The following is a 22,829-nucleotide window of genomic DNA, read 5'->3' on the forward strand; positions in this document are numbered from 1 at the left end:
CCTGAAGCGCGGCCGAGCCCGATGGGCCCCTGACCGAAACCGGACGCCGGTCAGGGGCCCTTCCACGGCTTCACCCGGGCTGCGCGGGAGAGGCCGGCGCGTCCGGGTCGAACAGGGGCCGGACCAGGTCGTCGGCGACGGCCCTCAGGTAGTCCCGCGCCGTACCGCGGACCATCGGATGCTCTGCGCGGAACCCGTCCCAGTCGAGCCCGTCCCAGCGGGCGAGCTCGGCGTGGAGCCAGCGGGTGCCGATGACGGACGCCGCGTCGTCCAGGTCGGTGGTCTTGTCCAGCAGCTGCGGCGAGGGCCGGACGTCGCGCAGCAGCCACACGTCGTACAGGTCCTTGGACAGCGGACGCGAGTCGAGCCACAGCCAGTACAGCTTCCAGCACAGCGACTGCTCGGGCGTCGCGGCCTTGAGGAACAGCGGCGGGTCGCCCGACGGGCGGGGCACGGCGGTCCGGCACGGCGGGGCGTGCAGCTTCTCGTCGAACGCGAAGTCCACCTGGACCTGGCCGCTCGCGTCGCCGCACTGCCAGGGCAGCGTCAACCGGAATCCCCAGCGGTCGTCCTCCCGGTCGCGGACCATGGTCTCCCGCGCGCCGTACGCGTGGATCGACGACCGCTCGACCCGGCTCGGGACGAAGCGCAGGCCGTCCATCAGGTCGGTCCGGGGCGCGTACTCGACGTCGAGGAAGAGGTCCTCGAAGATCTCGTCGGTCTGGAGCTCGTCCTCCCTCCAGACATCGGAGTCGACGACGAAGTCCAGGTCGTGCGGCATGCGGGCGTCCTGGCCGTACCAGGCGCGCATCAGGGCGCTGCCACGCAGCACGAGGTGCTCGCCCCACTTCGACCACGAGATCGCCGAGAGGACGTGGTCGAGCGCGCCCTCGTGCGCGATCTCCTGGAGGGTCGGCTCGTGCGGCGCCATGCCCAGGAGCGGCGGATCCTCCGTCATCGCGTCTCCTCCTCGACCGGCGCGGGCTCCTCGACCCGCGCGGGCTCCCCGGACCGCGCGGGCTCCTCGATCCAGCCGTCGTCCAGGGACTCGTCGGCGTCGTGGACGACGAACTCCCGCTCCACCGCGACGATCTCGTGGCCGCGGGCCCGCAGGTCGGCGGCCAGCGCGTCCAGGCGGCGGCCGGCCGTGCGGGAGCCGACGCACCGGCAGCGCTGCGTGACGAACCGCTCCTGCAGCCCGTCGGCGCGGACGCGCCGGGCGTTGCGGGACACGTGGGCGGCGTGCGGGCGGGCGGCGCCGGCGAGCGCGTCCGCGTCGAACCCGGGCTCCAGCAGCAGCTTGAGGTGGTGCTCGAAGTAGTACGCGGGGCCGAGCGCGTCGGCGTCGTCGGCGGGGACGTCCGCGTTCCACGGCGCCGCCTCGACCTTCACCCGCGCCACCTCGAACCCGTCCGCGCGCAGGCCGTCGGTGGTCCGGTCGGCGCGGGCGAGCGCGCCGGCCAGCGTGCCGCGGGTGCGCAGCGTCAGCATCGGCTGCGACGCCACCCGGCCGCGTTCCAGGACGATGTGGACGAACTTCAGGCCGCGCGCCGCCGCCCACCCCGCGACCGCCTGGGCGGCGGCGGGGCGGACGGTCACGTGCGTCTCGAAGTCTCCGGCGAAGTCCACATCCGGATGGTCGCAAACCGCCCACCGCAGGGCCTACCGGTTTTCCGGAAGGCCAGCCCGCGCGGGCTCCCGTCCGCCGAGAGGTTCAGGCCGGTCTACGGGGGCTTGCTGGCCGGTCTGCGCGGGGTCCGGGCGGCTAGAGGTCCTGGCCGCCGTCGATGGTGAGGATCTCGCCCGTCATGTACGGGTTCGCCATGAGGAACAGCACGGCGGCCGCGGCCTCGTCCGCGGTCCCGAGGCGGCCGAGCGGGGTCTGCAGCCCCGCCTTCGCGACGGCCTCGTCCCCCGCCGCGCCGGCGGCAGCGCCGATCGCGCCGCGCGCCAGCGGAGTGTCGAACATCCCGTAGCGGACGGTGTTCGCCCGCAGCCGCCGCGGCGCCAGCTCCACGGCGAGGGCGCGGGTGAGCGTCTCGACGCCGCCGACGGCCGACAGCAGCGCCATGCCGGGCCGCGGCCGGATCACCAGGTTGCCGGACGTCAAGGTGATCGATCCGCCCGCGCGCATCCGCGGCACCGCGGTGCGCGCGGCGGCGAGCGCGGGCCAGAGCCGTCCCTCGAACGCCTCGCGCGCCCCGTCCCGGGTGACCTCGGTGATCGGCGCGGGGCCGGCGACGCTCCCGGCGGTGAGCAGCACGTGGTCGACGGTGCCGGCGCGCTCGAAGGTCTCCTCCAGGGCGGCGTCGTCGGCGGCGTCGCCCGCGACGCCCAGCACCTCGGCGTCCGGGCCGGCCGCGCGGGCGTGCTCGACGGCGCCGTCCAGCCGGGCCTTGTCCCGCCCGGTGAGCACGACGCGGGCGCCGAGCGAGGCCAGCATCGCGCCGGCGGCCAGGCCGATGCCGGAGCTGCCGCCGATGACGACGGCGGTCTGCCCGGCGAGTCCCTGCGGCAGCGGCGAGCGGACCGGGACGGGCGCCTCGGTGGTGGTCATCGCGTACTCCTCAAAATAAAACATCCGGTTGGTTTAAAACCACCCTGGAGCACCGGGGGCCGCAAAGTCAACCGGATGGTTTAATTCAGGTCATGACGTACGACGCGGAGGCCACCCGGCGGCGGATCTTCGACGCCGCCACGGCCGAGTTCGCCGCGCACGGGCTGGCCGGAGCCCGGATCGAGCGCATCGCGTCCCAGGCCCGCGCCAACAAGCAGGCCATCTACCTGTACTTCGGCGGCAAGGAGAAGCTGTTCGGCGAGGTCGTGCGGAGCAAGGTCGACGAGGTCTGCCACGGCGCCGAGCTCCGGGCCGCCGACTTCGCCGAGGGCGTCGGCCGGCTGTTCGACTGGTACCGGGACAACCCGGAGCTCGTCCGGCTGCTGCTGTGGGAGGCGCTGGAGGGCCGCGGCGTGGTCCACGGCGAGCCCGAGCGCCGCGAGGACTACCGCGCGCGGGTCCGCGAGTTCCGGAGCACCGGGGTCGTGCGGGCGCCGGACGGGCCGGAGGGCACCCGCGTCACGCAGGACCGGATCTTCACCATCCTCGGCCTCGTCGCGTGGAACTTCGCCGTCCCGCAGCTGCGCCGGCTCGTCCTGGACGAGGACGACGACGATGCCGCCCTCGCGCGGCGGCGCGCCTCCGTCGTGGAGGCCGCGAGCGCCCTCGCCGAAGCGGGGATCTTCACATGACCGGCGCCCCGGAGCCCCGCGCGGCCCTGCCGGGGGCGCGGGCGGTCCTGTTCGACCTGGACGGGACGCTGCTCGACCATGCCGGCGCGGCGGGCGAGGCGATCGCCGCGTCGTTCCCGGACGAGGCCCCGGAACCGCTCGTCCGGCGCTGGCTGGAGCTGGTCGAGACCTCCGTCGACCGGTACCTGGCGGGCGAGCTGACGTTCGCCGAGCAGCGGCGCATCCGGATCGTCACGCTGGCCCGCGAGCTGGGGCTCGGCGACTGGGACGACGCGCGCGCCGACGCGTGGATCGCCGGCTACGTCGAGCGGTACGCGTCCGCGTGGCGCCCGTTCCCCGACGCGCCCGGTCCCGTGGCGGCGCTGGCGGAGCGCGGCCTGCGGCTCGGCGTGATCACCAACGGGGACGCCGGGCAGCAGCGCGCGAAGATCGAGCGGATCGGGCTCGCGGACCGGCTGCCGTACCTGGTGACCTCCAGCGAGACCGGCACGGCCAAGCCGGACCCGGAGATCTTCCGCGTTGCCTGCGCCGGGCTCGGCCTGGCCGCCCGCGACGTCGTCTACGTCGGCGACCGGCTGGACGTGGACGCGCGGGGCGCGGCGTCCGCCGGGCTGGCGGGCGTGTGGCTGGACCGCTCCGCCGGGCCCGCCCCGGACGGCCTGGACGTGCCCCGCATCACCTCGCTGGACGAGCTGCCCGGACTGCTCACACCGTGATGCCGGCGAGCGCCGAGCGCGTCGGCTCGATCGCGATGATCTCGTAGCGGACGCGTCCGGTGCGCAGGAACGGGTCCTCGGTGGTGATCTCCTCGATGCGCTCGCGGTCGGTGCCGTCCGCGAGGATCACCCCGCCGACGCGCGGGTCGCGGCGGGCGGTGAGCAGGAACGTCCCGGCCTTCATGTGCCGGTCGACGTACGCGTAGTGCTCGGGGATCAGCGTGTCCAGCTCGCCGAGGACGCCGTCGTCGTAGTGCAGCAGCAACAGGAACATGCGGGCAGTGAACGCCGCGGCCCGCCGCCGCGTCCACGAGGCGCCGCCTATGGCGGGTGAGGCTCCGCCTAACGCCGCAGACGGCGGGCGACGGCCTCGGCGGCCGCGTGACCGGGATCACGGCGCCAGGCGAGCGCGAACCTCAGGCGCGGCGCGTCCGCGGCGATCGGCCGCCACACGAGCCCCGGTTCGGCCGCCCATTCCGGGCGCAAGGCGACGATCGGTTCCCCGGACGTCAGTTCCGCGCGGGCGACCGCGCGCCGCGCCGTCGAGACGCGGGTCTCCGGGTCCCAGCCCGCGGCGCGGCAGGCGTCGAGCACCGCGTCGTGGTACCCGGACGCGAGCCCGCGGTCGAACCACAGCAGCCGCTCGCCCGCCAGGTCGCGCCACGCGACCGCGTCCCGCGCGGCGAGCCGGTGACCGTCCGCCATCAGCACGCCGAGCGGTTCGTCGTGCACGACCTCGGACGCCAGGCCGGCGAGGTCGGCGGGCAGCGTCACCACGGCGAGGTCCAGCTCGCGGCGGCGGAGCGCGGCGAGCTGCCGGTCGGTCGCGGCGTCCTCGTACACCGGCCGGACGCGGGCGTCGCGCGCCGCCGCGCCGAGCCGTCCGGGCAGGTCGGGCGGGATGCCGGGCGGCACGCCGACGACGAGCGTCGCGGTGGCGGACGACGCCGCCGCCACGGCCCGCGCGCCCCGCTCGGCGGCGGCCAGCGCCGCCCGCGCCTCCGGCAGCAGCGCGGCGCCCGCCGGGGTCAGCTCCATGCCGGCGGCCGTCCGGTCGAACAGCGCGGAGCCCAGTTCCCGTTCGAGCGCGCGGATCTGCTGGCTGAGCGACGGCGAGCGCAGCCCGAGCCGCTCGGCGGCGCGGGTGAGGTTCGCCTCCTCCGCGACCGCGACGAAGTACCTGAGCCGCCGCAGTTCCACGGCCCCAGTCTCCCGGACGCCGCCGCTACTCCCCCGGCGGCTCCGTCCGAGCGGGTCCCGGCTCCGTCCGGGCGGGTCCCGGCTCCGTCCGGGCGCGGCCGGGCTCGGCCGGAGCCGGTCCCGGCTCGGTGCGGGCGAGGACGGCGCGGGCCCGGCTCTCCCCCGCCGCGTTCCCCAGGCTGCGGTACAGGTCGAGGGCCTCGCGGGCGGGCCGCCGCGCCGCGTCCCGGTCACCGGCGTCCAGCAGGATCTCGGCGAGCGTGCGGCGCCCGCGCGCCTGCCACCAGCGGTCGCCCAGCCCGTCGAACTCCGCGACCGCCAGCCGGACGGTGTCGGCGCCCTCCGCGTGCCGGCCGAGCCGGGCGAGCGCGTTGGCCTCCGACACGCGGGTGCGCGCGACGCCCCAGGTGTCGCCGAGGTCGGCCAGCACCCGTCCCGCGGTCCGCACGAACGTCAGCTCGCGCAGCCCGTTGCGGGGATCGCCGACCTCGCCGGCGGCCCGCAGGCAGCGGGCCTCCTCCCACTGCTCACCGCGCAGCCGGAACGCTTCGGCGGCGCGCTCCAGCGCGGGCGCGGCCAGGCTGTACTTCACCTCGGCCGCAACGTCGTCGCCCGACGCCCGCAGCGCGCGCGCCTCCGACGCCAGCACCTCCCCGAGCGCGCGCAGCGTCTGCGCCTCCGAGTAGCGGTTGCCATTGCGCTGGAACACCGCGAGGGCGCTCTCCAGCAGTTCGCGGGCCTCCCCATAGCGGCGCTGAGCGAGCCGCAACTCGGCGAGGTTGCGCCGGGTCCGCGCCTGCCACCACGCGTCGCCTTCCTCCTCGAACGCGTCAATGGCCTCGGTCAGGTAGCGCTGCCCCTCGTCGAGGTTGCCCGCATCCCGCAGGCACATGCCCGTGGACCTCAGCGCGCGCGCCCGCCACCACATCTCCCGATTGCCGGTGAAGATGCGAAGCGCCTCGGCGGCGTCCTCGTGCGCCAGCTCGATCTGGCCCTGGTTGCCGCGCACCGACGAACGCTCCAACAGCGCGATGCCGAGCGAACGGTCGTCCAGATGCCCGGCGGCCGTGCAGGTCAGATCGGCCGCCGCCTTCCACTCCGGCCAGAACACCCGAAGCGAATGGAACAGCGAGCACGCCGCCCTCCCCAGCCGCCACACCAGCGTCCACATCCCGCGCTCCGCACCCTGCCCGAGCAGGGCCAGCAGCGCCGGACGCTCGCTCGCCAACCAGTCGACCGCCGAGAACCCGAGGTCGGGCACCTGCCCGGACCCCCGATGCCAGTCCTGCGGCCACCGGCTCGCCGCGACACGCTCCGCCCGCTCCCGGTACCCGTCCAGCAGCCGCTCGACCGCCGCGTCCCGCTCGTCCTTCGCGTCCTCGCGCTCGGCCCGCTCCAGCGCGTACAGCCGGACGAGGTCGTGCAGCCGGTACCGCATCCGGCCCGTCGCGTCCGTCCCCGAGCACTCGGCGAGCTGTGCGTCCACAAGGGCCTCCAGCAGGTCCTCGCCCTCCAGGTCCGACACCCCGAGCAGCGCGCCCGCCGCCCACGCCTGCACGTCCGGGGCCGCCTGGACGCCGAGCGTGCGCAGCAGCCGCCGCTGCGTCGGGCTGCAGTCGTCGTAGCTCAGCGCCAGGCTCGCCCGGACGCCGTTGTCGATGCCGTGCTCCAGCTCGCCCAGCCTCCGCCGCTCGTCCCGCAGCCGGTCGGCCAGCACCCGCGGCGTCCACGACTCGCGCGCCGCGAGCCGCCCGCCGCAGATCCCGATCGCCAGCGGCAGCCGCCCGCACAGCTCGGCGATCTCGGCGGCGGCGTCCAGGTCCGCGGCGACGCGGTCCCGCCCGGCGAGCCGGCCGAGCAGCTCCACCGCGTGCTCGGCGGTGAACTCGGTCAGCCGCCGGTCGAGGTCGTTGAGCAGGCCTAGTGGCTGCCGCGACGTCACCAGCACCGCGCAGCCGCCGCCCGGCGGCAGCAGCGCCCGCACCTGCCCGGCGTCGTGCGCGTTGTCCAGCAGCACCAGCAGCCGCCGCCCGCGCGTCCACGTCCACCACAGCTTCTGCAGCTCCGGCAGCCCGCCCGGGTCGGTCGCCAGCCGCACGCCGAGGGCCTGCAGGAACCCGAGCAGCACCTCCTCCGGAGCCACCCGCGCCCCGGCCGCGCCGCGCAGGTCGAAGTACAGCGCGCCGTCCGGGTACCCGTCGGCGATCTCGTGCGCGAACCGCGCCGCGAGCGCCGACTTGCCCACGCCCGCCGGCCCGTGCACCGACACCACCAGCGGCGACGCCGGCGACCCGGACCCGGCGGCGACGGCGCGGCGCAGCTCGGCCAGCGACGCGTCCCGCCCGGTGAAGTGCGCGATCACCGGCGGCAGCTGCGCCGGCGTCACCGCGCCCGCGGCCTCCTCCGGCGGGCCGGGCCGCTCCTGCTGCTGCGCGCCCCACGCCGCGACCCCCGCCAGCACCGCGACCCCGCCCGTGACGGCGGCCTGCACCGGCGCGGGCAGGTCGAACGCGTCGATCGACGTCGTCACCGCCGTGATCACCGCGGTCAGCCCGCCGACCAGCCACGGCGCCGCGAGCCGCGCCCGGCGCCCCGCCGGGGCGGCGGCGCCCGGGACCGGCCGCGGGCGCGTCCCGTCCGGCATCCGCGCCCTCCGTCCTGTCCCCTCCGATCATGGAGCGCCGGCCGCGCGCGGCGGCGGAACCGGCGGGGAACGGACGGTTAACAGCGCGCTACTCGGTGCGCAGCACCGCCTCGATCTCCAGGACGATCTCGACCTTGTCGCTCAGCCCGAGCTTGCCGCCCGGAATGGTGGCGGCGTCCCCGACGCCGAAGTCCAGCCGGCTGATCTCGCCGGTCGCGGTGAACCCGGCGCGGGCGCCCTTGAACGGGTCGTCCTGCCGGAACACGTCCGGCCCGAAGCCCTCGACCACCAGGTCCAGCGAGACCGGCTTCGTGACGCCGTGCAGCGACAGCTCGCCGTCCAGCACGAACGCCTCGCCGTCCGCGCGCACGCCGGTGGACCGGAACGTCATCTGCGGGTACTTCTCGACGTCCAGGAAGTCGGCGGACCGGACGTGCTCGTCGCGCTGCGCGTTGCCGGTGTCGACGGACGCCAGGTCGATCGTCGCGGTCACCTCCGAGCGCAGCGGGTCGTCGCCGGTCACGACCGTCCCCTCGAAGGTCCCGAAGCGGCCCCGCACCTTGCTCACCATCAGGTGCCGGATCGCGAACCCGACGCCGGAGTGGAGCGGGTCGATCGTCCAGGTGCCCGCGACGTAGTCGGGGATCTCGACAAGTTCCGCGGTCATCGTGTCTCCTTGGTTATGCACAGTAAGACGGTTCCTTTCCGGAACCGCCTCCATGGTGCGGACCTCCGCGCCACGGGCACAAGAAGGCACTTTTTTCTGCCTCGGTCACCTGGAGATAACCATGGACTTCCCGGAGCACACCGTGGCCGGCTGCCGGGGCCGCGAGATCCTCGAGCGCATCGGCGACAAGTGGTCGCTGCAGGTGATCGCGCTGCTCGGCGACCGGACCCTGCGGTTCACCGAGCTCAAGCGCGAGATCGAGGGCATCAGCCAGCGCATGCTGACCGTCACGCTGCGCGGCCTGGAGCGCGACGGCATCGTCACCCGCACCGTCTACCCCGTGGTCCCGCCCCGCGTCGACTACGCGCTCACCCCCATGGGCACCACGCTCCTGGAGGCGGCGATCACCCTCGTCTCCTGGGCCGAGTCCCACCTGTCCGAGATCGACGCCGCCCGCGCCGCCTACGACGCCCGCACCCCCACCCCCGTCACCTCCGCCTGAGCCCCCCGTCACAGGCGGCGCAGCGGGCCGGTGTACCCGTCTGCGGAGGCGACCGTAGGAGAGGCGCGGGGCGAGGGAATTTGGTGTGCGGGGGGTGGGTCGGCTCGGTTAGCGTTGTCAGCAGGTGTCCGCGAACGGGAAAGCGTCCGATGGTCTTTCACGAGGTGGGGCGGCGAGCTAGCCGCGCCGAGCTGGGGAACGAGCAGTCGTGCCCGGCCCGGCTCGGCGGTGTGCGCCGTCATCCCATCGACCTCGTGAGGCCGTCCCATGCGCTCTTCTGAGATCCGTTCCACCTTCCTGGACTTCTTCCGGGAACGCGACCACCGCGTCGTCCCGTCCAGCCCGCTGATCCCGCCGGATCCGACGCTGCTGCTGACGAACGCGGGCATGAACCAGTTCAAGCCGTACTTCCTGGGCGAGGCGGCGCCCGAGCATCCCCGCGCGGTGTCGGTGCAGAAATGCGCGCGGACGTCCGACATCGAGAACGTCGGCCGGACGACCCGGCATTCGACGTTCTTCGAGATGCTCGGCAACTTCTCGTTCGGCGACTACTTCAAGGCGGAGGCCGTCTCCTGGGCGTGGGAGCTGTTCACGCGCCATTACGGTCTCGACCCGGAACGCATCTGGGTCACCGTCTACCTCGACGACTCGGAGGCGGAGGACATCTGGCGCCGGGTCGGCGTCCCGTCCGAGCGCATCCAGCGGCTCGGAATGGAGGACAACTACTGGTCGATGGGGACCCCGGGCCCCTGCGGGCCGTCGTCCGAACTGCACTACGACCGCGGTCCCGCGTTCGGGCGCGAGGGCGGACCGGCGGTGGACGGCGAGCGCTACCAGGAACTCTGGAACCTCGTGTTCATGCAGAACCTGCGCGGCGAAGGGACCGGTAAGGGCGATTACCCGATCCTTGGAGAACTGCCCGCGAAGAACATCGACACGGGGCTCGGCCTCGACCGGCTCGCGGCCGTCCTGCAGGACGTCGACACCGTGTGCGAGACGGATCTGCTCTCGCCGACGCTGCGGCTCGTCCAGGAACTCGCGGGACGCCCCTATCCGGGACGCGACGGCAGCGAGGATTCCATGTCGTTCCGCGTCGTCACCGAGCACGCGCGTTCCATCGCTTTCCTTATCGCGGACGGTGTGCTCCCCGCGCGTGATGGGCGCGGTTATGTGCTGCGCCGCCTGATGCGCCGCGCGGTCCGGCACGCGCGCCGGCTCGGCATCGACGAGCCCGTTCTGGCGCCCGTGACGGGCAGCGTCATCGGCAACCTCGGCGGGACGTGGCCGGAACTGGAGCGGCAGTCCGAGCTGATCGAGCGGGTCGTCACGGCGGAGGAGGACGGGTTCGAGCGGACGCTGCGGCAGGGCACCCGGCTGCTGGAGTCCGCGATCTCCCGGGCGGATTCCACCCTTTCCGGGCAGACCGCGTTCGAGCTGCACGACACCTACGGCTTCCCGATCGACCTGACCCTCGACGCGGCGCGGTCCGCGGGCCTCACCGTGGACGAGGACGCGTTCGCGGAACTGCTGGAGAACCAGCGGCGGCAGGCGCACCGGGCGGGCCGGGACCGCAAGGGCGACGCGGTCGCGCGGCGCGACCTGTACCGGCGGGTCGTCGCCGAGCACGGCCGCACCGACTTCGTCGGCTACTCGTCCACCAGCGCGGGAACGCGCGTCGTCGCGCTCCTCGACGGGACGGGCATCGCGCCGGTCGCGTCCGAGGGCGACGAGCTCGAGGTGGTCCTCGCGCGCAGCCCGTTCTACGCGGAGGGCGGCGGCCAGGTCGGCGACACCGGCACGATCCGCACCCCCGGCGCGGTGCTGGAGGTCGTCGACACCCGTCCGGGCATCGACGGGCTGCACGTGCACGCCGTCCGCATCGTGGACGGCGAGGTCCGTCCGGGCGACGAGGCGGAGGCGGTCGTGGACGCGGACCGGCGCGCGGCGACAGCGCGCTCGCACAGCGCCACGCACGTCCTGCACGCGATGCTCCGCCGCGTCCTCGGCGACCACGCGGCGCAGCGCGGATCGCGCGTCGAGCCAGGCCGCCTGCGGTTCGACTTCGCGCACTTCTCCTCCGTACCGGAGATCGGCACCGTCCAGACGCTCGTCAACGAGTACCTGGCGGACGACCCCGACGTGCGCGTGTGGGAGGCGTCCCGCGCCGACGCGGAGGCGGCGGGCGCGCTCGCGCTGTTCGGCGAGAAGTACGGCGACGACGTCCGCATCGTGGACATCGGCGACGCGTCCCGCGAGCTGTGCGGCGGCACCCACGTCGGGCACGGGTCGCAGGCGGGACCGGTGCACATCGTCGGCGAGTCGTCCATCGGCACCGGCCTGCGCCGCATCGAGGCGCTCACCGGGCCGGACGCGCTCCGCCACTTCGACCACGAGCGGGCGCTGCTGGCCGAGCTCGCGGCGCTGCTGAACGTCCCGCCCGACCAGGCGCCCGGCCGGCTGCGGCAGCGCCTCGACCTGCTCGCGGAAACGCAACGCGAACTCGACGCGCTCCGCCGCGCCGAACTCGACGGGCTCGCGGAACGCCTCGCGGCGCGCGCCGAACCGGTGCCGTCCGGCTGGCTCGTCGCGCGGCAGATCGACGATGTGACCGCCGCCGACCTGCGCACGCTCGCGTCCGCGATCGTCTCGTCCGGCGACGGGCGCGGCCTCGCCGTCCTCGGCACCGCGTCCGGCGGCAAGGCGCAGCTGGTCGCGGCGGTCGGGCCCCGCTCGGACGTCCGGGCGCGCGACCTGCTGACGGACGCGGCGCGCGAGGTCGGCGGCGGCGCGGGCGGCAAGGGCGCGCTCGCGAACGCGGGCGGCCGCCGTCCCGAGAACCTCGGCCGGGCGATCGCGGTCGCGGCGGCGCACGCGCGGACCCTCTGAGTACCCCGGCGCACCGGCGGCCCTCGCCGGTGCGCCGGCACCCCGCCGGTGCGGCGCGGCTCAGCCGTTCGGCAGGATCACCGCGCGGCCGTTGACCCGGCCCGCGTGCAGCCGCTCGTACGCCTCCGGCGCCTCGTCGATCGAGTACGTCTCGACGTGCACGTCCACGACACCGGCCCGCGCCAGCTCCAGCACCTCGATCAGCTCGGCGCGGCTCCCCCAGTACGGCGCCCGCACCGACGCGTCGTACGGCACGACGCCGAACCCGAGCTGCGCGACGCCGCCGCCGATCCCGACGATCAGCACGTCCGCCTCCACGCCCGCGACCCCGGTCGCCGTCGCGACCGTCGGCGGCGCCCCGACGAAGTCGAACACGGCCTGCGCGCCGAGGCCGCCGGTCAGCTCCCGCACCCGCGCCGTCGCCCGCTCGTCCGACAGCACCGTCTCGTGGGCGCCGACCGTCCGGGCCAGCTCCAGCTTGTCCTCCGACACGTCCAGCGCGATCACCCGCGCCGGGCTCAGCGCCCGCAGGATCTGGATCGCCACGTGCCCGAGCCCGCCCGTCCCGATCACCACCGCGGCGCTGCCCGGCACCAGCTTCGGCAGCGCCCCCTTGATCGCGTGGTACGGCGTCAGGCCCGCGTCCGTCAGCGGGACGTTCCGCACCGGGTCCAGGTCACCGAGCGGCACCAGATGGCGCGCGTCGTCGACCAGGAGGTATTCGGCGATCGCCCCGGGCGCGCCCAGCCCCGGCGGCCGGATCCCCAGCTCGTCCGCCCGCAGGCAGTAGTTCTCCTTGCCCTGCGCGCACATCAGGCACGTCCCGCAGCCCCACGGCCCGTACACGGCGACCGGCTCCCCGATCGCCACGCCCTCCACGCCGTCCCCGAGCGCCTCCACGACCCCGGCGCCCTCGTGGCCGAGCGTCAGCGGCAGCGGGAACCCCAGCTGCTCCGCGGGCCAGCTCATCACCGCGATATCGGAATGGCAGACCCCCGCCGCGGTCACCTTCAGCAGAACCTGCCCCGGCCCCACCACCGGATCCGGCACCGTCACGACCTCCGGCGCCCCGCCCACCTCGCGATACTGCACCGCCTTCATGCCTGCCTCCTCCGGGCCGAAGTTCTTACAGACCACGAACGTATCCCCAGCTCAGGAAGCAAACACAGGCGCTTTCCCCGTTCAATCAACAAGTGATCTTGGGAGGAGCAGCATGAGAGCAGTGATCGAGGCGACGGGGCTCCGCGTCCAGGACGGCCCGTCCACCGCCCTGTCCTTCACGGTCCCCGCCGGGGAGGTCCACGCCCTGCTCGGCCGGGCCGGCGCCGGCAAGACCGCGCTCCTCGAAACGGCGGCGGGCCTGCGCCGCCCGCTGTCCGGCACCGTCCGCGTCAAGGGGCTCGACCCCTACGCCGACCGCGACGGCCTGCGCCTCGGCAGCGTCTGGCGGGAGGGCGGCCTGTTCCCCGGCCTCACCGTCGCCGAGATCGTCGACTCCTGGCGCCGCTGGACCCTCGACCCGCTGACCAGGGCCGACGCCCTGCGCCTGACCGGCCTGACCGCCCGCGCCTCGACCCCGTTCGAACGCCTGGACGCGGGCGAGCGCCGCCTCCTCGACCTGACGCTTGCCCTGGTGAACCGCTCGGACGTGCTGTTCCTGGACGAGCCGGTCGCCGGCCTGGACACTGGAACGATCCACCGCATCTGGACGACCCTCCGCAGCCTCGCCGACGCGGGCACCGCCGTCCTCCTGACCACGCGCCACCCCGCCGAAGCCGCCCTCGCGGACCGCACACGAACGGTGGACGAAGCCCCCCACCCGCACACCGGCGCCCGCGCCGCATGACCGCGATACGCCCTGCTGGTCGGGCTGGCGGGATTCGAACCCACGACCCCTGGCACCCAAAGCCAGTGCGCTACCAAACTGCGCTACAGCCCGCGACCGGCCGCCGTCCCCGGCGACCCGTGAAGTCTAATGCCGATCAGGCCCGTCCGCCTCGCTCAACCCGGCATTCCGACCGCGGACCCGTTCGCTCCCCGTCACCCTGTACGCTACGGTTGACGATCGAGGGCTCAGCCCCCTCGCGGGCGTAGCTCAATGGTAGAGCCCCAGTCTTCCAAACTGGCTACGCGGGTTCGATTCCCGTCGCCCGCTCCCACTGAGAAGGCCCAGGTAGGAGCCCCATTCTCCCACCTGGGCCCTGTTGTTTTTCAAGATCGCTACGGCCTCCGTACCCGATCGTTCCGAGGCGCCCTTGTCACCCTTGTCACTGGCCCGAGCCACCTTGAACGCCGCCGTGATCATCGCGTCCGATCTTGGCCCGCGCCGGTAGATCAGCACCGCCCGGGACGTCAAGGTCGCGTTGCTTCAAAGTGGAACCCTGTTGGGGTGGGGATGTGGCGGCCTTGTTTGTCGTCTTGGGGTGGGTTGCGGTCTGGGAGGTGGCCGGGGTGTGGTTCGTCGGGCGCTACTCCCGGATCGAGTTGGCGGCGTTTGGGGTTTCCCAACGTGACGTTCGTTGGCTGGTCGGGGGCGGGGTGGGCGATTGCGGCGTGTTTTGGGGTGGGGGGTGGCACCGTGGGGTCGTGACCACTTACGCCTTCGATGAGGGTCGGCATGCGATCGTGGCGGTCTGGGAGACCGGTTCGGGCTGCGTTGCGTCCGGTTTCGCTGAGCTTGCGGGGGAGGTTTCCGGGGGTGCGGCTCAGCATCTTGCTCAGGCCATGACCCGGTTGTCCGCCCAGGCTTGGCGTGCCTATACGCGTCCTGCGGAACACTCCTTCGCGAACGTGGTGCGGGCTTTGAGCGAGCCGAACCTGCCTTCTGACGGCATGCTCGATGTGTCGTACGACCCCCTTGAGGAGTGCGCGCATCGGGTCGGCCGCGTCTTGCACGAGGTCGGGGACGCGGAGCTGAGCAGGCGGGTCGGGGTCGAGGTGCGGGCCGAGCTGGACGCGATCGAGCAGGCGGGGCTCGGCGATCTGACGGGGCGTGCCCGGCAGGCCCTGGCGCTCACCCGCGCCGACGCGTCGCCCGTCCAGGTGCAGGCCGCGGACAGGATCTTGAACCGGGACCCGCTGGGCGGCGCGAGCCTGTTCACCGAGGTCGAGCCCGCGGCGGCCGCCATCGCGGCGGCGCACTGGCTCCAGGCCGCCGCCGACGTGACGTCCGAGACGACCGGCTACGAGACGACCCAGATCCTCCAGGAGGCGGACGGCATCGAGGCCCTCGCCCACGAGACCCCGACCCTCGTGCTGGAGCGGCTCGAACTGGGCCTCAGCCCGTACGAGACGGTCACTGGTCTGATCCGGGGGGCGATGGTCGTGGCGGAGGGGCGGATCCCCGATCTCGACGAACTCCTCGAGCACGTCACGCAAGCCGAGACGCTCGCGCGTTTCCATGATGATCCGGGTTTCCGGAGCGCGCTGCTCAAGGAGCTGCGCACCACTCCCCTGGACCCCGAGCGGCCTGCGCATGACCTTCTGGAGGACCTTCTCGGCGGCATCCGCGGGTGCTGGCTCATCTATCAGGAGGACGCCTCGGAGGACGACGGCGACTTCGCCGAGGAGGTGCGTGCGGAGGCCAACGCGTGTCGGGAACGGCTCACCTGAACGGTCTCACTGCGAGTCGCTGAGCCCCAGGTTGAGGTGCTCGACGTGGTAGAGGGCCTGGTCGAGGAGTTCGGCGACGTGGTCGTCGTACAGGGCGTACACGACCGAACGGCCCTGGCGGGTGCCGATGACCAGGCCGAGGTTGCGCAGTAGGCGGAGCTGGTGGGAGCAGGCCGACTGCTCCATGCCGACCTCGGCGGCCAGTTCGGTGGCCGGCAGGGGGCCTTCGCGCAGGCGCGCCAGGATCAGCAGCCGCGAGGGGGTGGCCAGCGCCTGCAGCGTGGTGGCGACCCGGGCCGCGGAGGCGGGGTCCAGCCGCGCGCGGGGGGCGGCGTCCACGGACGGCTTCGGCGCTCCATGACCCATGGCGCCATGCTACGCCGACCATGAAGGAATGAATTGTTGTTCATATGTTCCTGCTACGGTGGTCCTCGTCGGAGCCGCACATGAAGGGCCTCTTCCTTGTCTTCCACGCTGGTCACCGCACGGAGCCGCACCAGGGTCGCGGCGTTGCCCGAAGCACGGTGGGCGGCGGCCGCGCTCGGGCTCTTCCTGGCCGGGCTGCCCGTTTATCTGCTGGACGGTCCGGCCTGGGCGTGGGGTGCGCTGTTCGCGGCGGCCTACGTCAGCGGCGGGTGGGAGCCGGGCTGGGCGGGGCTGCGGGCGCTGCGCGGCGGGACGCTGGACGTGGATCTGCTGATGGTGGTGGCCGCGCTGGGCGCGGCGGCGATCGGGCAGGTGCTGGACGGTGCGCTGCTGATCGTCATTTTCGCCACGTCCGGCGCGCTGGAGGCGGTCGCCACCGCCCGTACCTCCGACTCGGTCCGCGGACTGCTCGACCTGGCGCCCGCGACGGCCACCCGGCTCGCCGACGACGGCACCGAGGAGCTCGTCCCGACCGACCGGCTCAGTCCCGGCGAGGTCGTCCTCGTGCGGCCGGGCGAGCGGGTCGGCGCCGACGGCCGCGTCCTGGACGGGGCGAGCGAGGTCGACCAGGCCACCATCACCGGCGAGCCGCTGCCGGTGGCCAAGCGGGCCGGGGACGAGGTGTTCGCCGGCACCCTGAACGGGACCGGTGCCCTGCGGGTGAAGGTGGAGCGCGATCCGTCCGACTCGGTGATCGCGCGGATCGTGGCGATGGTGGAGGAGGCTTCCGCGACCAAGGCCCCGACACAGCTGTTCATCGAGAAGGTCGAGCGGCGCTACAGCGTGGGGATGGTGGCGACGACGCTGGCGGTGTTCGCGGTGCCGCTGGCGTTCGGCGCCGAGCCGGCCGGGGCGCTGCTGCGCGCGATGACGTTCATGATCGTCGCGTCGCCGTGCGCGGTGGTGCTGGCGACCATGCCTCCGCTGCTGTCGGCGATCGCCAACGCCGGACGGCACGGCGTGCTGGTGAAGTCGGCGGTGGTGATGGAGCGGCTCGGGCAGGTCGACCGGGTCGCCTTCGACAAGACGGGCACGCTCACCGAAGGCGTCCCGCAGGTGGACGAGGTGCGCCCGCTCCCAGACGCGGGCCTCACCCGGGACGAGCTGCTGGCGCTGGCGGCCGCCGCCGAGCGTCCCAGCGAGCATCCGCTCGCCGGCGCCATCGTGGGGGCCGCGCGCGCTCGGGGCCTGGCCGTCCCGGCGGCGGCCGACTTCACGTCCGAGCCCGGGACCGGCGTCGCCGCCACCGTCGGCGGGCGCCGCGTCGCGGTCGGCGCCCCCGCCCGGCTCGCCGGGGACCGCGGTGCCGCCCTGGCCGAGCGGCTGGAGGAGCAGGGGCGCACCGCGGTGCTGGTCGAGGTGGACGGCGCGCCGGCCGGCGTGCTGGGCATCACCGACCGGCTCCGTCCCGGCGCCGCCGCGACCGTCGCCGACCTGACCGCCCTCACGGGCACCGCCCCGGTCCTGCTGACCGGCGACAATCCGCGCGCCGCCTCGCGGCTGGCCGGAGAGGTCGGCATCGGCGACGTCCGCGCCGGGCTGCTCCCCCAGGACAAGGTCGCCGCCGTCCGGGCGATGGACGGACGGGTGCTGGTCGTCGGCGACGGGGTCAACGACGCGCCCGCGCTGGCCGCCGCGCACACCGGCATCGCGATGGGACGCGCCGGTTCCGACCTGGCTCTGGAGACCGCCGACGCCGTCGTCGTCCGCGACGAGCTGGCTGCCGTTCCCGCCGTCATCGATCTGTCGCGGCGGGCCCGGCGGCTGGTGGTGCAGAACCTGGCCATCGCCGCGGCGTTCATCACCGGCCTGGTGATCTGGGACCTGGCCGGCACCCTGCCGCTGCCCCTCGGCGTCGCGGGCCACGAGGGCTCCACCGTGATCGTCGGGCTCAACGGTTTGCGGCTGCTCGCGAGCGGCGCGTGGCGCGGCGGGCGGCGGCGGTCATTCGCCGGCGTAGGAGTGCAGGCCTGAACCCCAGATGTTGACGCCGATGAGGTTGTAGAGCAGGCAGCCGTAGCCGAGGAGGGCGATGACGGCGGCCTTGCGCCCGCTCCAGCCCCGGGTGGTCTGGGCGTGCAGGCACGCGGCGTAGACGATCCAGGTGATGAACGCCCAGGTCTCCTTCGGGTCCCAGCCCCAGTAGCGGCCCCAGGCGTTGTCGGCCCAGATCGCCCCGGCGATGATGGCGAACGTCCAGATGGGGAAGGCGAACATCAGCGTCTGCCGCGCCAGGCGTTCGAGCGTGGCGGCGCCCGGCAGGCGGGACGCGATCGCGGCGACCGTCGACCGGTCGGCCGGGTCGTCGTCGGCGGACGCGACGCGGCCGCGGTACAGGTACAGGGCGGTCAGCGCGGTGGTGACCGTGAATCCGCCGCAGGAGATGACGGCGGCGAGGACGTGGATGGCCAGCCAGTACGAGTGCAGCGACGGCTGGAGCGGGCTGACCGGGATGTAGAGGATCGTGGTGGCGAGGCCGAGCGCGACCACGACGGGGAACATCACGAAGGCGCCGAGGTAGTAGGTGCGCTTGCGGGAGAACAGCACGAGCATCGCGGTCACGGCGGTGAAGGTCGCGGCGCAGATGAACTCGTACATGTTGGCCCACGGGACGCGGTCGGCCGCGAGGCCGCGGGTGACGAGCGCGGCCAGCTGGACGGCCCAGCCCAGCACGGTCAGGCCCACCGCGAAGCGTCCGAACCGGTCGGCTGTGAAGACCCCCGCCTCGGGCTCCGGCTCGGCGGCGGCGACGGGGGCGGGCACGGGAACCGGGTCGGCGACGGGTTCCTCGCGGGCGCCGACGCCGGCCAGGACGCGTTCGCGGACCTGGACCGCGGCGGGAGCCGCGACCGTGGTGCGGCGGTAGGCGAAGACGGCGGCGAACGCCACGGCGGCGAAGGTGTACAGCGCGGTGGACGCGTTGGTGAGGCTGTCGCTCAGCGTGGCGAGCGCGGAGTCGGGCGGCATGGTGTCTCCTTCACGAGTCGAGTGTTCTGCGGTACGCGCGGGCGGCGAGGGCGAGGCAGCAGGCGCCGAAGGCGGCGGATCCCGCCAGGCGCAGGGCGATGCCCGTCCAGTCGGGGTGCGAGGTGAGGGCGGACGCGAACGCGTCGATGTCGTAGGCGAGCGGGATGGCGGCGCGGACGGCGGCGACCCCGTCCGGCAGCGAGGACGGCGGGATCAGGCCGAGGAAGATGACGGCCGTCAGGCCGAACTGGCCGGCGAGCGTCGCGACCTCGGGACGCGCGGGGCCGAGGCCGCTGAGGGCGCCGAGCCCGCTCAGCGCCACGCACGAGGTCAGCGCCGCCGGGACCAGGACCCACAGGTGGGCGATGGGCAGCGAGAACAGCGCCGTGCCCGCCGCGGCGGTCAGCACGATCCCGGGGACGGCGAACGTCGCGTAGCAGGAGCAGAACCCCAGCACCACGGCGGCGGGGCGGACCGGGAGCGTCCCGAAGTAGTCCATGCCGCCGCCCGCCTTGACCGCGGCGAGGCGCTGGGCGAGCAGGTTCCACGCGACGAAGGCCACCGCGGACAGGACCGCTCCGGACACGACGGCCGCGCGGGAGCCCTGGCCGGCCGTCGCGCCGACGCCGTGCAGCAGGGCGAGGATCGCCAGCGACTGCACGGTGGCGACGATCACGACGGCGCCGCCGCCCGCGCGGGCGCGGCCGAGCTGCGCGGTGTGCACGGCGGCCGCGGCGGCGAGGGTCCCCGGTGCGGTGGCGGCCATCAGCCCTCTTCCGCGTCGTCGCAGGCGAGCAGGACGTCCTCGAGGCTCGGCGGGGCGAGGCCGAAGTCGTCGAGCGCGGTGTAGGCGGGGCCGGCGAGGATGCGGCCGAGGGCTTCGTGCGCCTGCCCGGCGGGGAGCCGGGCCGACCAGCGCAGGCCGCGCCGCCGGACCGGGCCGCCGAGGTCGCGGGGGTCGAGCGGCGGGTCGCCGCGCCAGGTCAGGTCGAGGCGGACGAGCCCGCCGAACCGGTCCTTGAGGCGGCCGGGGGTGTCGCAGGCGACGGGGCGTCCCCGGCCGAGGACGAGGACGCGGTCGAGGACGGTCTCGGCTTCGAGGACGTTGTGGGTCACCAGGATCACGGCCGCGCCGCCGGCCCGCCGCCGGTCGAGCGCGTCCCAGACGGTGCGGCGGGCGTCGAGGTCGAGGCCGGTGGTCGGTTCGTCGAGGACGAGCAGGGGCCGCTCGCCGGCGAGCGTCGCGGCGACTCCGGCGAGCCGGCGCTGGCCGCCGGAGAGCCGCCCGACGCGGCGGTCGGCGAGCGCGGCGAGGTCGAGTTCGGCGATGAGGGCGTCGCTCTGCGCGCGGGCTTCGGGGCGGCTCAGGCCGCGCAGCCGCCCGGTCGTCTCCAGCGCGGTCCGCACGGACATGTCGGACAGCGCGGATTCGTGCTGCGGCAGGTAGGCGAGGTGCTCGGCGGCGTGCGCCGCGCGCGCCGTCACGTCGGTCCCGCCGACCAGGACGCGGCCGGCGTCCGGCCGGAGCAGGCCGACGAGCAGCCGGACGAGGGTCGTCTTGCCCGCGCCGTTGCGGCCGAGCACGCCGAACACCTCGCCGGGGCGCGCGTCCAGGGACACGTCCTCGACCGCCGGACGCGCGGCGCCCGGGTAGGTGCGGGTCAGTCCGCGCGCGGCGCAGGCGGCGGCCGTGCCCCCGCCGCGCGGGGCGCGGCCTCCGGCAGGCCGCGGGGGCGGCGGCCCGGAGCCGGTCCTGCTGCGAATGGCCATGGGGCAACCATACAGACGTCTTGTATCTACGGCTTGTAGTACCACCATGTAAGCTCGTTCGCGCTGGTCAGCCATGCGAGCGGCGGAACGGAGTCGCCTACGATGCAGAGCGTGCCCCGCATAACCGGATCCCTCGATCAGCACCGCGCCGCCATGCGCGAGCGCATCCTGGTCGCGGTGCGGGAGATCATGACCGCCGACGGCGTGGACCGGCTGTCCATGGCGGAGGTCGCCAACCGCTCAGGGCTCAACCGCAGCGTCGTCTACAACTACTTCGCCGACGTCCGCGCCCTGCTGATCGCCCACGCCGAGTACGAGACCAGGCGCTTCACCGACGAGCTGCTGCGGGCCCTGGAGGGCGCGGACGACCCGGCCGACCGCATCCGCGTCTACGTCCGCCAGCAGCTCGCCGATTTCGCCGCCTACCCGCAGCCCGCCGGCCCCGAGCTCGCCACGCTGCTCGGCCCGGACGGGTACGAGGAGATGCACGCGCACGTCGGCCCGCTCGGACGGCTGCTCACCGGGATCATCGAGGACGGCGTCCGCGCCGGGGAGTTCGCCCCCTGCGACCCGGCCGCGACCGCGCACCTCGTGCACGCGTGCCTCGGCGCCGAGCGCTACCCCCTCGGCCAGGGCGCCCGGGACCTCGGCGAGACCGTCGAGCGCGTCACCACGTTCGTGCTGCGCAGCCTGGGCGCCGAGACGGCAGTTCCAGCTCCCCCGGACGGTGATGCCGTTACCCCCGGAAAGGCCATTGACGACCGGGGCGGCAGCGGGACCGCGGAGTGACCCGACCGGCGTTCCGCCCCTGGAGCGCCGCCCCTCATTCCGGATCACGAACCGGGCCCGACCGGACGCCGTCGTTCCGGAAGCGCGCCCGCGGCGCATTCGTCCGGCGCGCGGAAGTCGCCTCCTTTTTCCGCAGTTGAACGCCGCCGGGAATAACGGCCGCGCGCGGTCGAATTGATTGGACCGCTTCACGTCAATGTATTGCCGCGCCCATAGGGCCCATGTATACGCTGACGGCGAGGCCGTAGGTCGATTACAGAAGGTTGACTTTGGCGTGCGAAGCGTTGTCGTCCGTATCGCTTCGGGTCCTTCTTGCGCGGTGAGCCTTCGCCCCGCCGTCCGTGCGGCGGCGGGGCGGCTGCTCGTGTTCCCAGTGACCGCCTCCCGAAGCCGCCCCGTCCCCCGCCGTGCCCGGAGCGCGTTCCGGAGGTGTCCGCGGTCCGCCGCGTAGGCGGGCGGGCAGGGGTCGGGGGTCGTTCGGACGGAGCGCGGTTCGGCGGATGCGCATGGGGGTGTGCTGATGGTTCGGCAGTGGCGGGGGCGGCTTTTCCAGCGGGGGGTCGCATGCCGGTTCGGGTGATCGTCTACGACCAGCAGACCCTCACCTTGGTCGGCGTGCGGGCCGTTTCGAACCCGAACGCGACATCGAGATCGTCGGGGAGACCCGCAAGACGCGGCACCTGCTGTCGATGGTGCGCGAGCACGACGCCGACCTGGTGCTGGTCGGGCTGCCGATGCCCGATCTCGACGTGCTCGACCTGGTCGGGCGCGTGCGGGCGGCGGCCGGCGGGCGCACCGCGCCGAGCGTCGTGGTGATGGCGGCGCCGAAGCACGAGGGGTCGCTGCTCGACGCCCTGCGCGCCGGGGTCCGCGGCGTCGCGAGCAAGGAGAGCCCGCCGTCGGAGCTGGTCCGCACCGTCCGGGCCGTGGCCGCCGGCGGGGCGGTGCTGACGGCGACCATGACCAGCCACCTGCTCGACTGGGCGGCGCGCGTCCCGGTCGCGAGCACCGTCCAGGCGCCGGTCGTGCGGACGCTCAGCGAGCGCGAGCGCCGGGTCCTCGAGCTGGTCTCCAGCGGGCTGTCGGACACCGAGGTGGCCGCCGAGCTCCACGTCTCCACCGCGACCGTCCGCTCCCACATGCACCACATCACCGCCAAGCTCGGCATGTCCGGGCGGACCCAGGTCGTCGCGTTCGCGTACCGGCAGGGCCTCATGGCGGAGGAGCCCGCCAACCGCCGTTAGCGGCACCGCCCGCCGCCGCGGGCCGGCCGGCCCCTCGATGCCGCCCGGAAACAGATGCGTCATCCTGGCTATTGCAATAGCATCGCAATAGCCAGGATGATGCATATCGGGCGGGCGGGCGTTCGGCGCGAATCCGTCCCATCGCGGGCGGCGATGC

21 protein-coding genes and 2 tRNA genes are annotated in these 22,829 nt (G+C 74.3%); 10 read left to right on the forward strand and 13 right to left on the reverse strand.

Going from position 1 to position 22,829, the window contains the following annotated elements:
• Window positions 1–70 precede the first annotated feature (70 nt).
• The 3 genes from AB0C78_RS21730 to AB0C78_RS21740 all read right to left on the reverse strand — a co-directional run bounded on the left by AB0C78_RS21730 (window position 71) and on the right by AB0C78_RS21740 (window position 2,557).
• Window positions 71–958 (reverse strand): nucleotidyl transferase AbiEii/AbiGii toxin family protein, encoded by an 888-nt coding sequence (locus tag AB0C78_RS21730; protein WP_360750580.1) that lies wholly within the window; start codon window positions 956–958, stop codon window positions 71–73.
• Window positions 955–1,629 carry a hypothetical protein gene (locus tag AB0C78_RS21735; RefSeq protein WP_360750582.1) on the reverse strand — a complete coding sequence of 225 codons (675 nt, stop codon included), beginning with the start codon at window positions 1,627–1,629 and terminating at the stop codon, window positions 955–957. The genes AB0C78_RS21730 and AB0C78_RS21735 overlap by 4 nt, the downstream gene beginning before the upstream one ends.
• Before the next feature lie 136 nt (window positions 1,630–1,765).
• Complete coding sequence (locus AB0C78_RS21740; protein ID WP_360750584.1) at window positions 1,766–2,557, reverse strand: SDR family oxidoreductase; 792 nt, start codon at window positions 2,555–2,557, stop codon at window positions 1,766–1,768.
• A gap of 92 nt (window positions 2,558–2,649) precedes the next feature.
• Between AB0C78_RS21740 and AB0C78_RS21745 the strand changes: the two genes are divergently transcribed.
• Together AB0C78_RS21745 and AB0C78_RS21750 are read left to right on the forward strand one after the other, a co-directional pair.
• Complete coding sequence (locus AB0C78_RS21745; protein WP_360750586.1) at window positions 2,650–3,249, forward strand: TetR family transcriptional regulator; 600 nt, start codon at window positions 2,650–2,652, stop codon at window positions 3,247–3,249.
• The gene (locus tag AB0C78_RS21750; RefSeq protein WP_360750588.1) at window positions 3,246–3,965 is read left to right on the forward strand and encodes an HAD family hydrolase; all 720 of its coding nucleotides are present in this window, start codon (window positions 3,246–3,248) and stop codon (window positions 3,963–3,965) included. Before AB0C78_RS21745 ends, AB0C78_RS21750 begins: the two co-directional genes overlap by 4 nt.
• On the opposite strand, the gene AB0C78_RS21755 is transcribed toward AB0C78_RS21750, so the two are convergent.
• The 4 genes from AB0C78_RS21755 to AB0C78_RS21770 all read right to left on the reverse strand — a co-directional run bounded on the left by AB0C78_RS21755 (window position 3,955) and on the right by AB0C78_RS21770 (window position 8,476).
• Window positions 3,955–4,239 carry a YciI family protein gene (locus AB0C78_RS21755; protein ID WP_360750590.1) on the reverse strand — a complete coding sequence of 95 codons (285 nt, stop codon included), beginning with the start codon at window positions 4,237–4,239 and terminating at the stop codon, window positions 3,955–3,957. The two genes, AB0C78_RS21750 and AB0C78_RS21755, sit on opposite strands and share 11 nt — an antisense overlap.
• A 68-nt stretch (window positions 4,240–4,307) precedes the next feature.
• Window positions 4,308–5,165, reverse strand: a complete 858-nt coding sequence (locus AB0C78_RS21760) for a LysR family transcriptional regulator (protein ID WP_360750592.1) — start codon at window positions 5,163–5,165, stop codon at window positions 4,308–4,310.
• A gap of 25 nt (window positions 5,166–5,190) precedes the next feature.
• Entirely contained in the window at window positions 5,191–7,809 is a 2,619-nt protein-coding gene (locus AB0C78_RS21765) for a tetratricopeptide repeat protein (protein ID WP_360750594.1), read from the reverse strand.
• A gap of 88 nt (window positions 7,810–7,897) precedes the next feature.
• The gene (locus AB0C78_RS21770) at window positions 7,898–8,476 is read right to left on the reverse strand and encodes a YceI family protein (RefSeq protein ID WP_360750596.1); all 579 of its coding nucleotides are present in this window, start codon (window positions 8,474–8,476) and stop codon (window positions 7,898–7,900) included.
• A 121-nt stretch (window positions 8,477–8,597) separates the two neighbouring features.
• Between AB0C78_RS21770 and AB0C78_RS21775 the strand changes: the two genes are divergently transcribed.
• The gene (locus tag AB0C78_RS21775; protein WP_360750598.1) at window positions 8,598–8,978 is read left to right on the forward strand and encodes a helix-turn-helix domain-containing protein; all 381 of its coding nucleotides are present in this window, start codon (window positions 8,598–8,600) and stop codon (window positions 8,976–8,978) included.
• 267 nt (window positions 8,979–9,245) lie between these two features.
• Window positions 9,246–11,864, forward strand: coding sequence for an alanine--tRNA ligase (gene alaS, locus AB0C78_RS21780; RefSeq protein WP_360750600.1), 2,619 nt, complete (start codon window positions 9,246–9,248; stop codon window positions 11,862–11,864).
• A 60-nt stretch (window positions 11,865–11,924) separates the two neighbouring features.
• Here alaS and AB0C78_RS21785 read toward each other — a convergent pair whose 3' ends face one another.
• The gene (locus tag AB0C78_RS21785) at window positions 11,925–12,965 is read right to left on the reverse strand and encodes an NAD(P)-dependent alcohol dehydrogenase (RefSeq protein ID WP_360750602.1); all 1,041 of its coding nucleotides are present in this window, start codon (window positions 12,963–12,965) and stop codon (window positions 11,925–11,927) included.
• A 112-nt stretch (window positions 12,966–13,077) separates the two neighbouring features.
• Here AB0C78_RS21785 and AB0C78_RS21790 point away from each other — a divergent pair, with 112 nt between their 5' ends.
• Window positions 13,078–13,710: an ABC transporter ATP-binding protein gene (locus tag AB0C78_RS21790; protein WP_360750604.1), complete on the forward strand. Its 633-nt coding sequence runs from the start codon at window positions 13,078–13,080 to the stop codon at window positions 13,708–13,710.
• Between the two features lie 16 nt (window positions 13,711–13,726).
• On the opposite strand, the gene AB0C78_RS21795 is transcribed toward AB0C78_RS21790, so the two are convergent.
• Window positions 13,727–13,803, reverse strand: a tRNA-Pro gene (locus AB0C78_RS21795).
• Window positions 13,804–13,948: 145 nt separating this feature from the next.
• On the opposite strand from AB0C78_RS21795, the gene AB0C78_RS21800 reads away from it, so the two are divergent.
• Together AB0C78_RS21800 and AB0C78_RS21805 are read left to right on the forward strand one after the other, a co-directional pair.
• Window positions 13,949–14,019, forward strand: a tRNA-Gly gene (locus tag AB0C78_RS21800).
• A gap of 431 nt (window positions 14,020–14,450) precedes the next feature.
• Window positions 14,451–15,476, forward strand: a complete 1,026-nt coding sequence (locus AB0C78_RS21805) for a hypothetical protein (protein WP_360750606.1) — start codon at window positions 14,451–14,453, stop codon at window positions 15,474–15,476.
• Window positions 15,477–15,482: 6 nt separating this feature from the next.
• Here the strand turns inward: AB0C78_RS21805 and AB0C78_RS21810 are convergent, their stop codons facing one another.
• Window positions 15,483–15,842: a metalloregulator ArsR/SmtB family transcription factor gene (locus AB0C78_RS21810; protein ID WP_360750608.1), complete on the reverse strand. Its 360-nt coding sequence runs from the start codon at window positions 15,840–15,842 to the stop codon at window positions 15,483–15,485.
• 144 nt (window positions 15,843–15,986) lie between these two features.
• Here AB0C78_RS21810 and AB0C78_RS21815 point away from each other — a divergent pair, with 144 nt between their 5' ends.
• The gene (locus tag AB0C78_RS21815; RefSeq protein ID WP_360750610.1) at window positions 15,987–17,876 is read left to right on the forward strand and encodes a heavy metal translocating P-type ATPase; all 1,890 of its coding nucleotides are present in this window, start codon (window positions 15,987–15,989) and stop codon (window positions 17,874–17,876) included.
• Here AB0C78_RS21815 and ccsB read toward each other — a convergent pair.
• The 3 genes from ccsB to AB0C78_RS21830 are packed head-to-tail and all read right to left on the reverse strand — an operon-like array spanning window position 17,847 to window position 20,639.
• Window positions 17,847–18,869: a c-type cytochrome biogenesis protein CcsB gene (gene ccsB, locus AB0C78_RS21820; RefSeq protein ID WP_360750612.1), complete on the reverse strand. Its 1,023-nt coding sequence runs from the start codon at window positions 18,867–18,869 to the stop codon at window positions 17,847–17,849. The two genes, AB0C78_RS21815 and ccsB, sit on opposite strands and share 30 nt — an antisense overlap.
• 10 nt (window positions 18,870–18,879) lie before the next feature.
• Entirely contained in the window at window positions 18,880–19,635 is a 756-nt protein-coding gene (locus tag AB0C78_RS21825; RefSeq protein ID WP_360750614.1) for an ABC transporter permease, read from the reverse strand.
• Window positions 19,635–20,639, reverse strand: coding sequence for an ABC transporter ATP-binding protein (locus tag AB0C78_RS21830; RefSeq protein ID WP_360750616.1), 1,005 nt, complete (start codon window positions 20,637–20,639; stop codon window positions 19,635–19,637). The genes AB0C78_RS21825 and AB0C78_RS21830 overlap by 1 nt, the downstream gene beginning before the upstream one ends.
• A 111-nt stretch (window positions 20,640–20,750) precedes the next feature.
• Between AB0C78_RS21830 and AB0C78_RS21835 the strand changes: the two genes are divergently transcribed.
• Together AB0C78_RS21835 and AB0C78_RS21840 are read left to right on the forward strand one after the other, a co-directional pair.
• Window positions 20,751–21,428 carry a TetR/AcrR family transcriptional regulator gene (locus AB0C78_RS21835; RefSeq protein ID WP_360750618.1) on the forward strand — a complete coding sequence of 226 codons (678 nt, stop codon included), beginning with the start codon at window positions 20,751–20,753 and terminating at the stop codon, window positions 21,426–21,428.
• Window positions 21,429–22,072: 644 nt separating this feature from the next.
• Window positions 22,073–22,672, forward strand: a complete 600-nt coding sequence (locus tag AB0C78_RS21840) for a response regulator transcription factor (RefSeq protein WP_360750698.1) — start codon at window positions 22,073–22,075, stop codon at window positions 22,670–22,672.
• The last annotated feature ends 157 nt before the right edge of the window (window positions 22,673–22,829 follow it).

It is taken from the genome of Actinomadura sp. NPDC048394, assembly GCF_040651755.1.
GTDB classification, from domain to species: domain Bacteria; phylum Actinomycetota; class Actinomycetes; order Streptosporangiales; family Streptosporangiaceae; genus Spirillospora; species Spirillospora montaniterrae.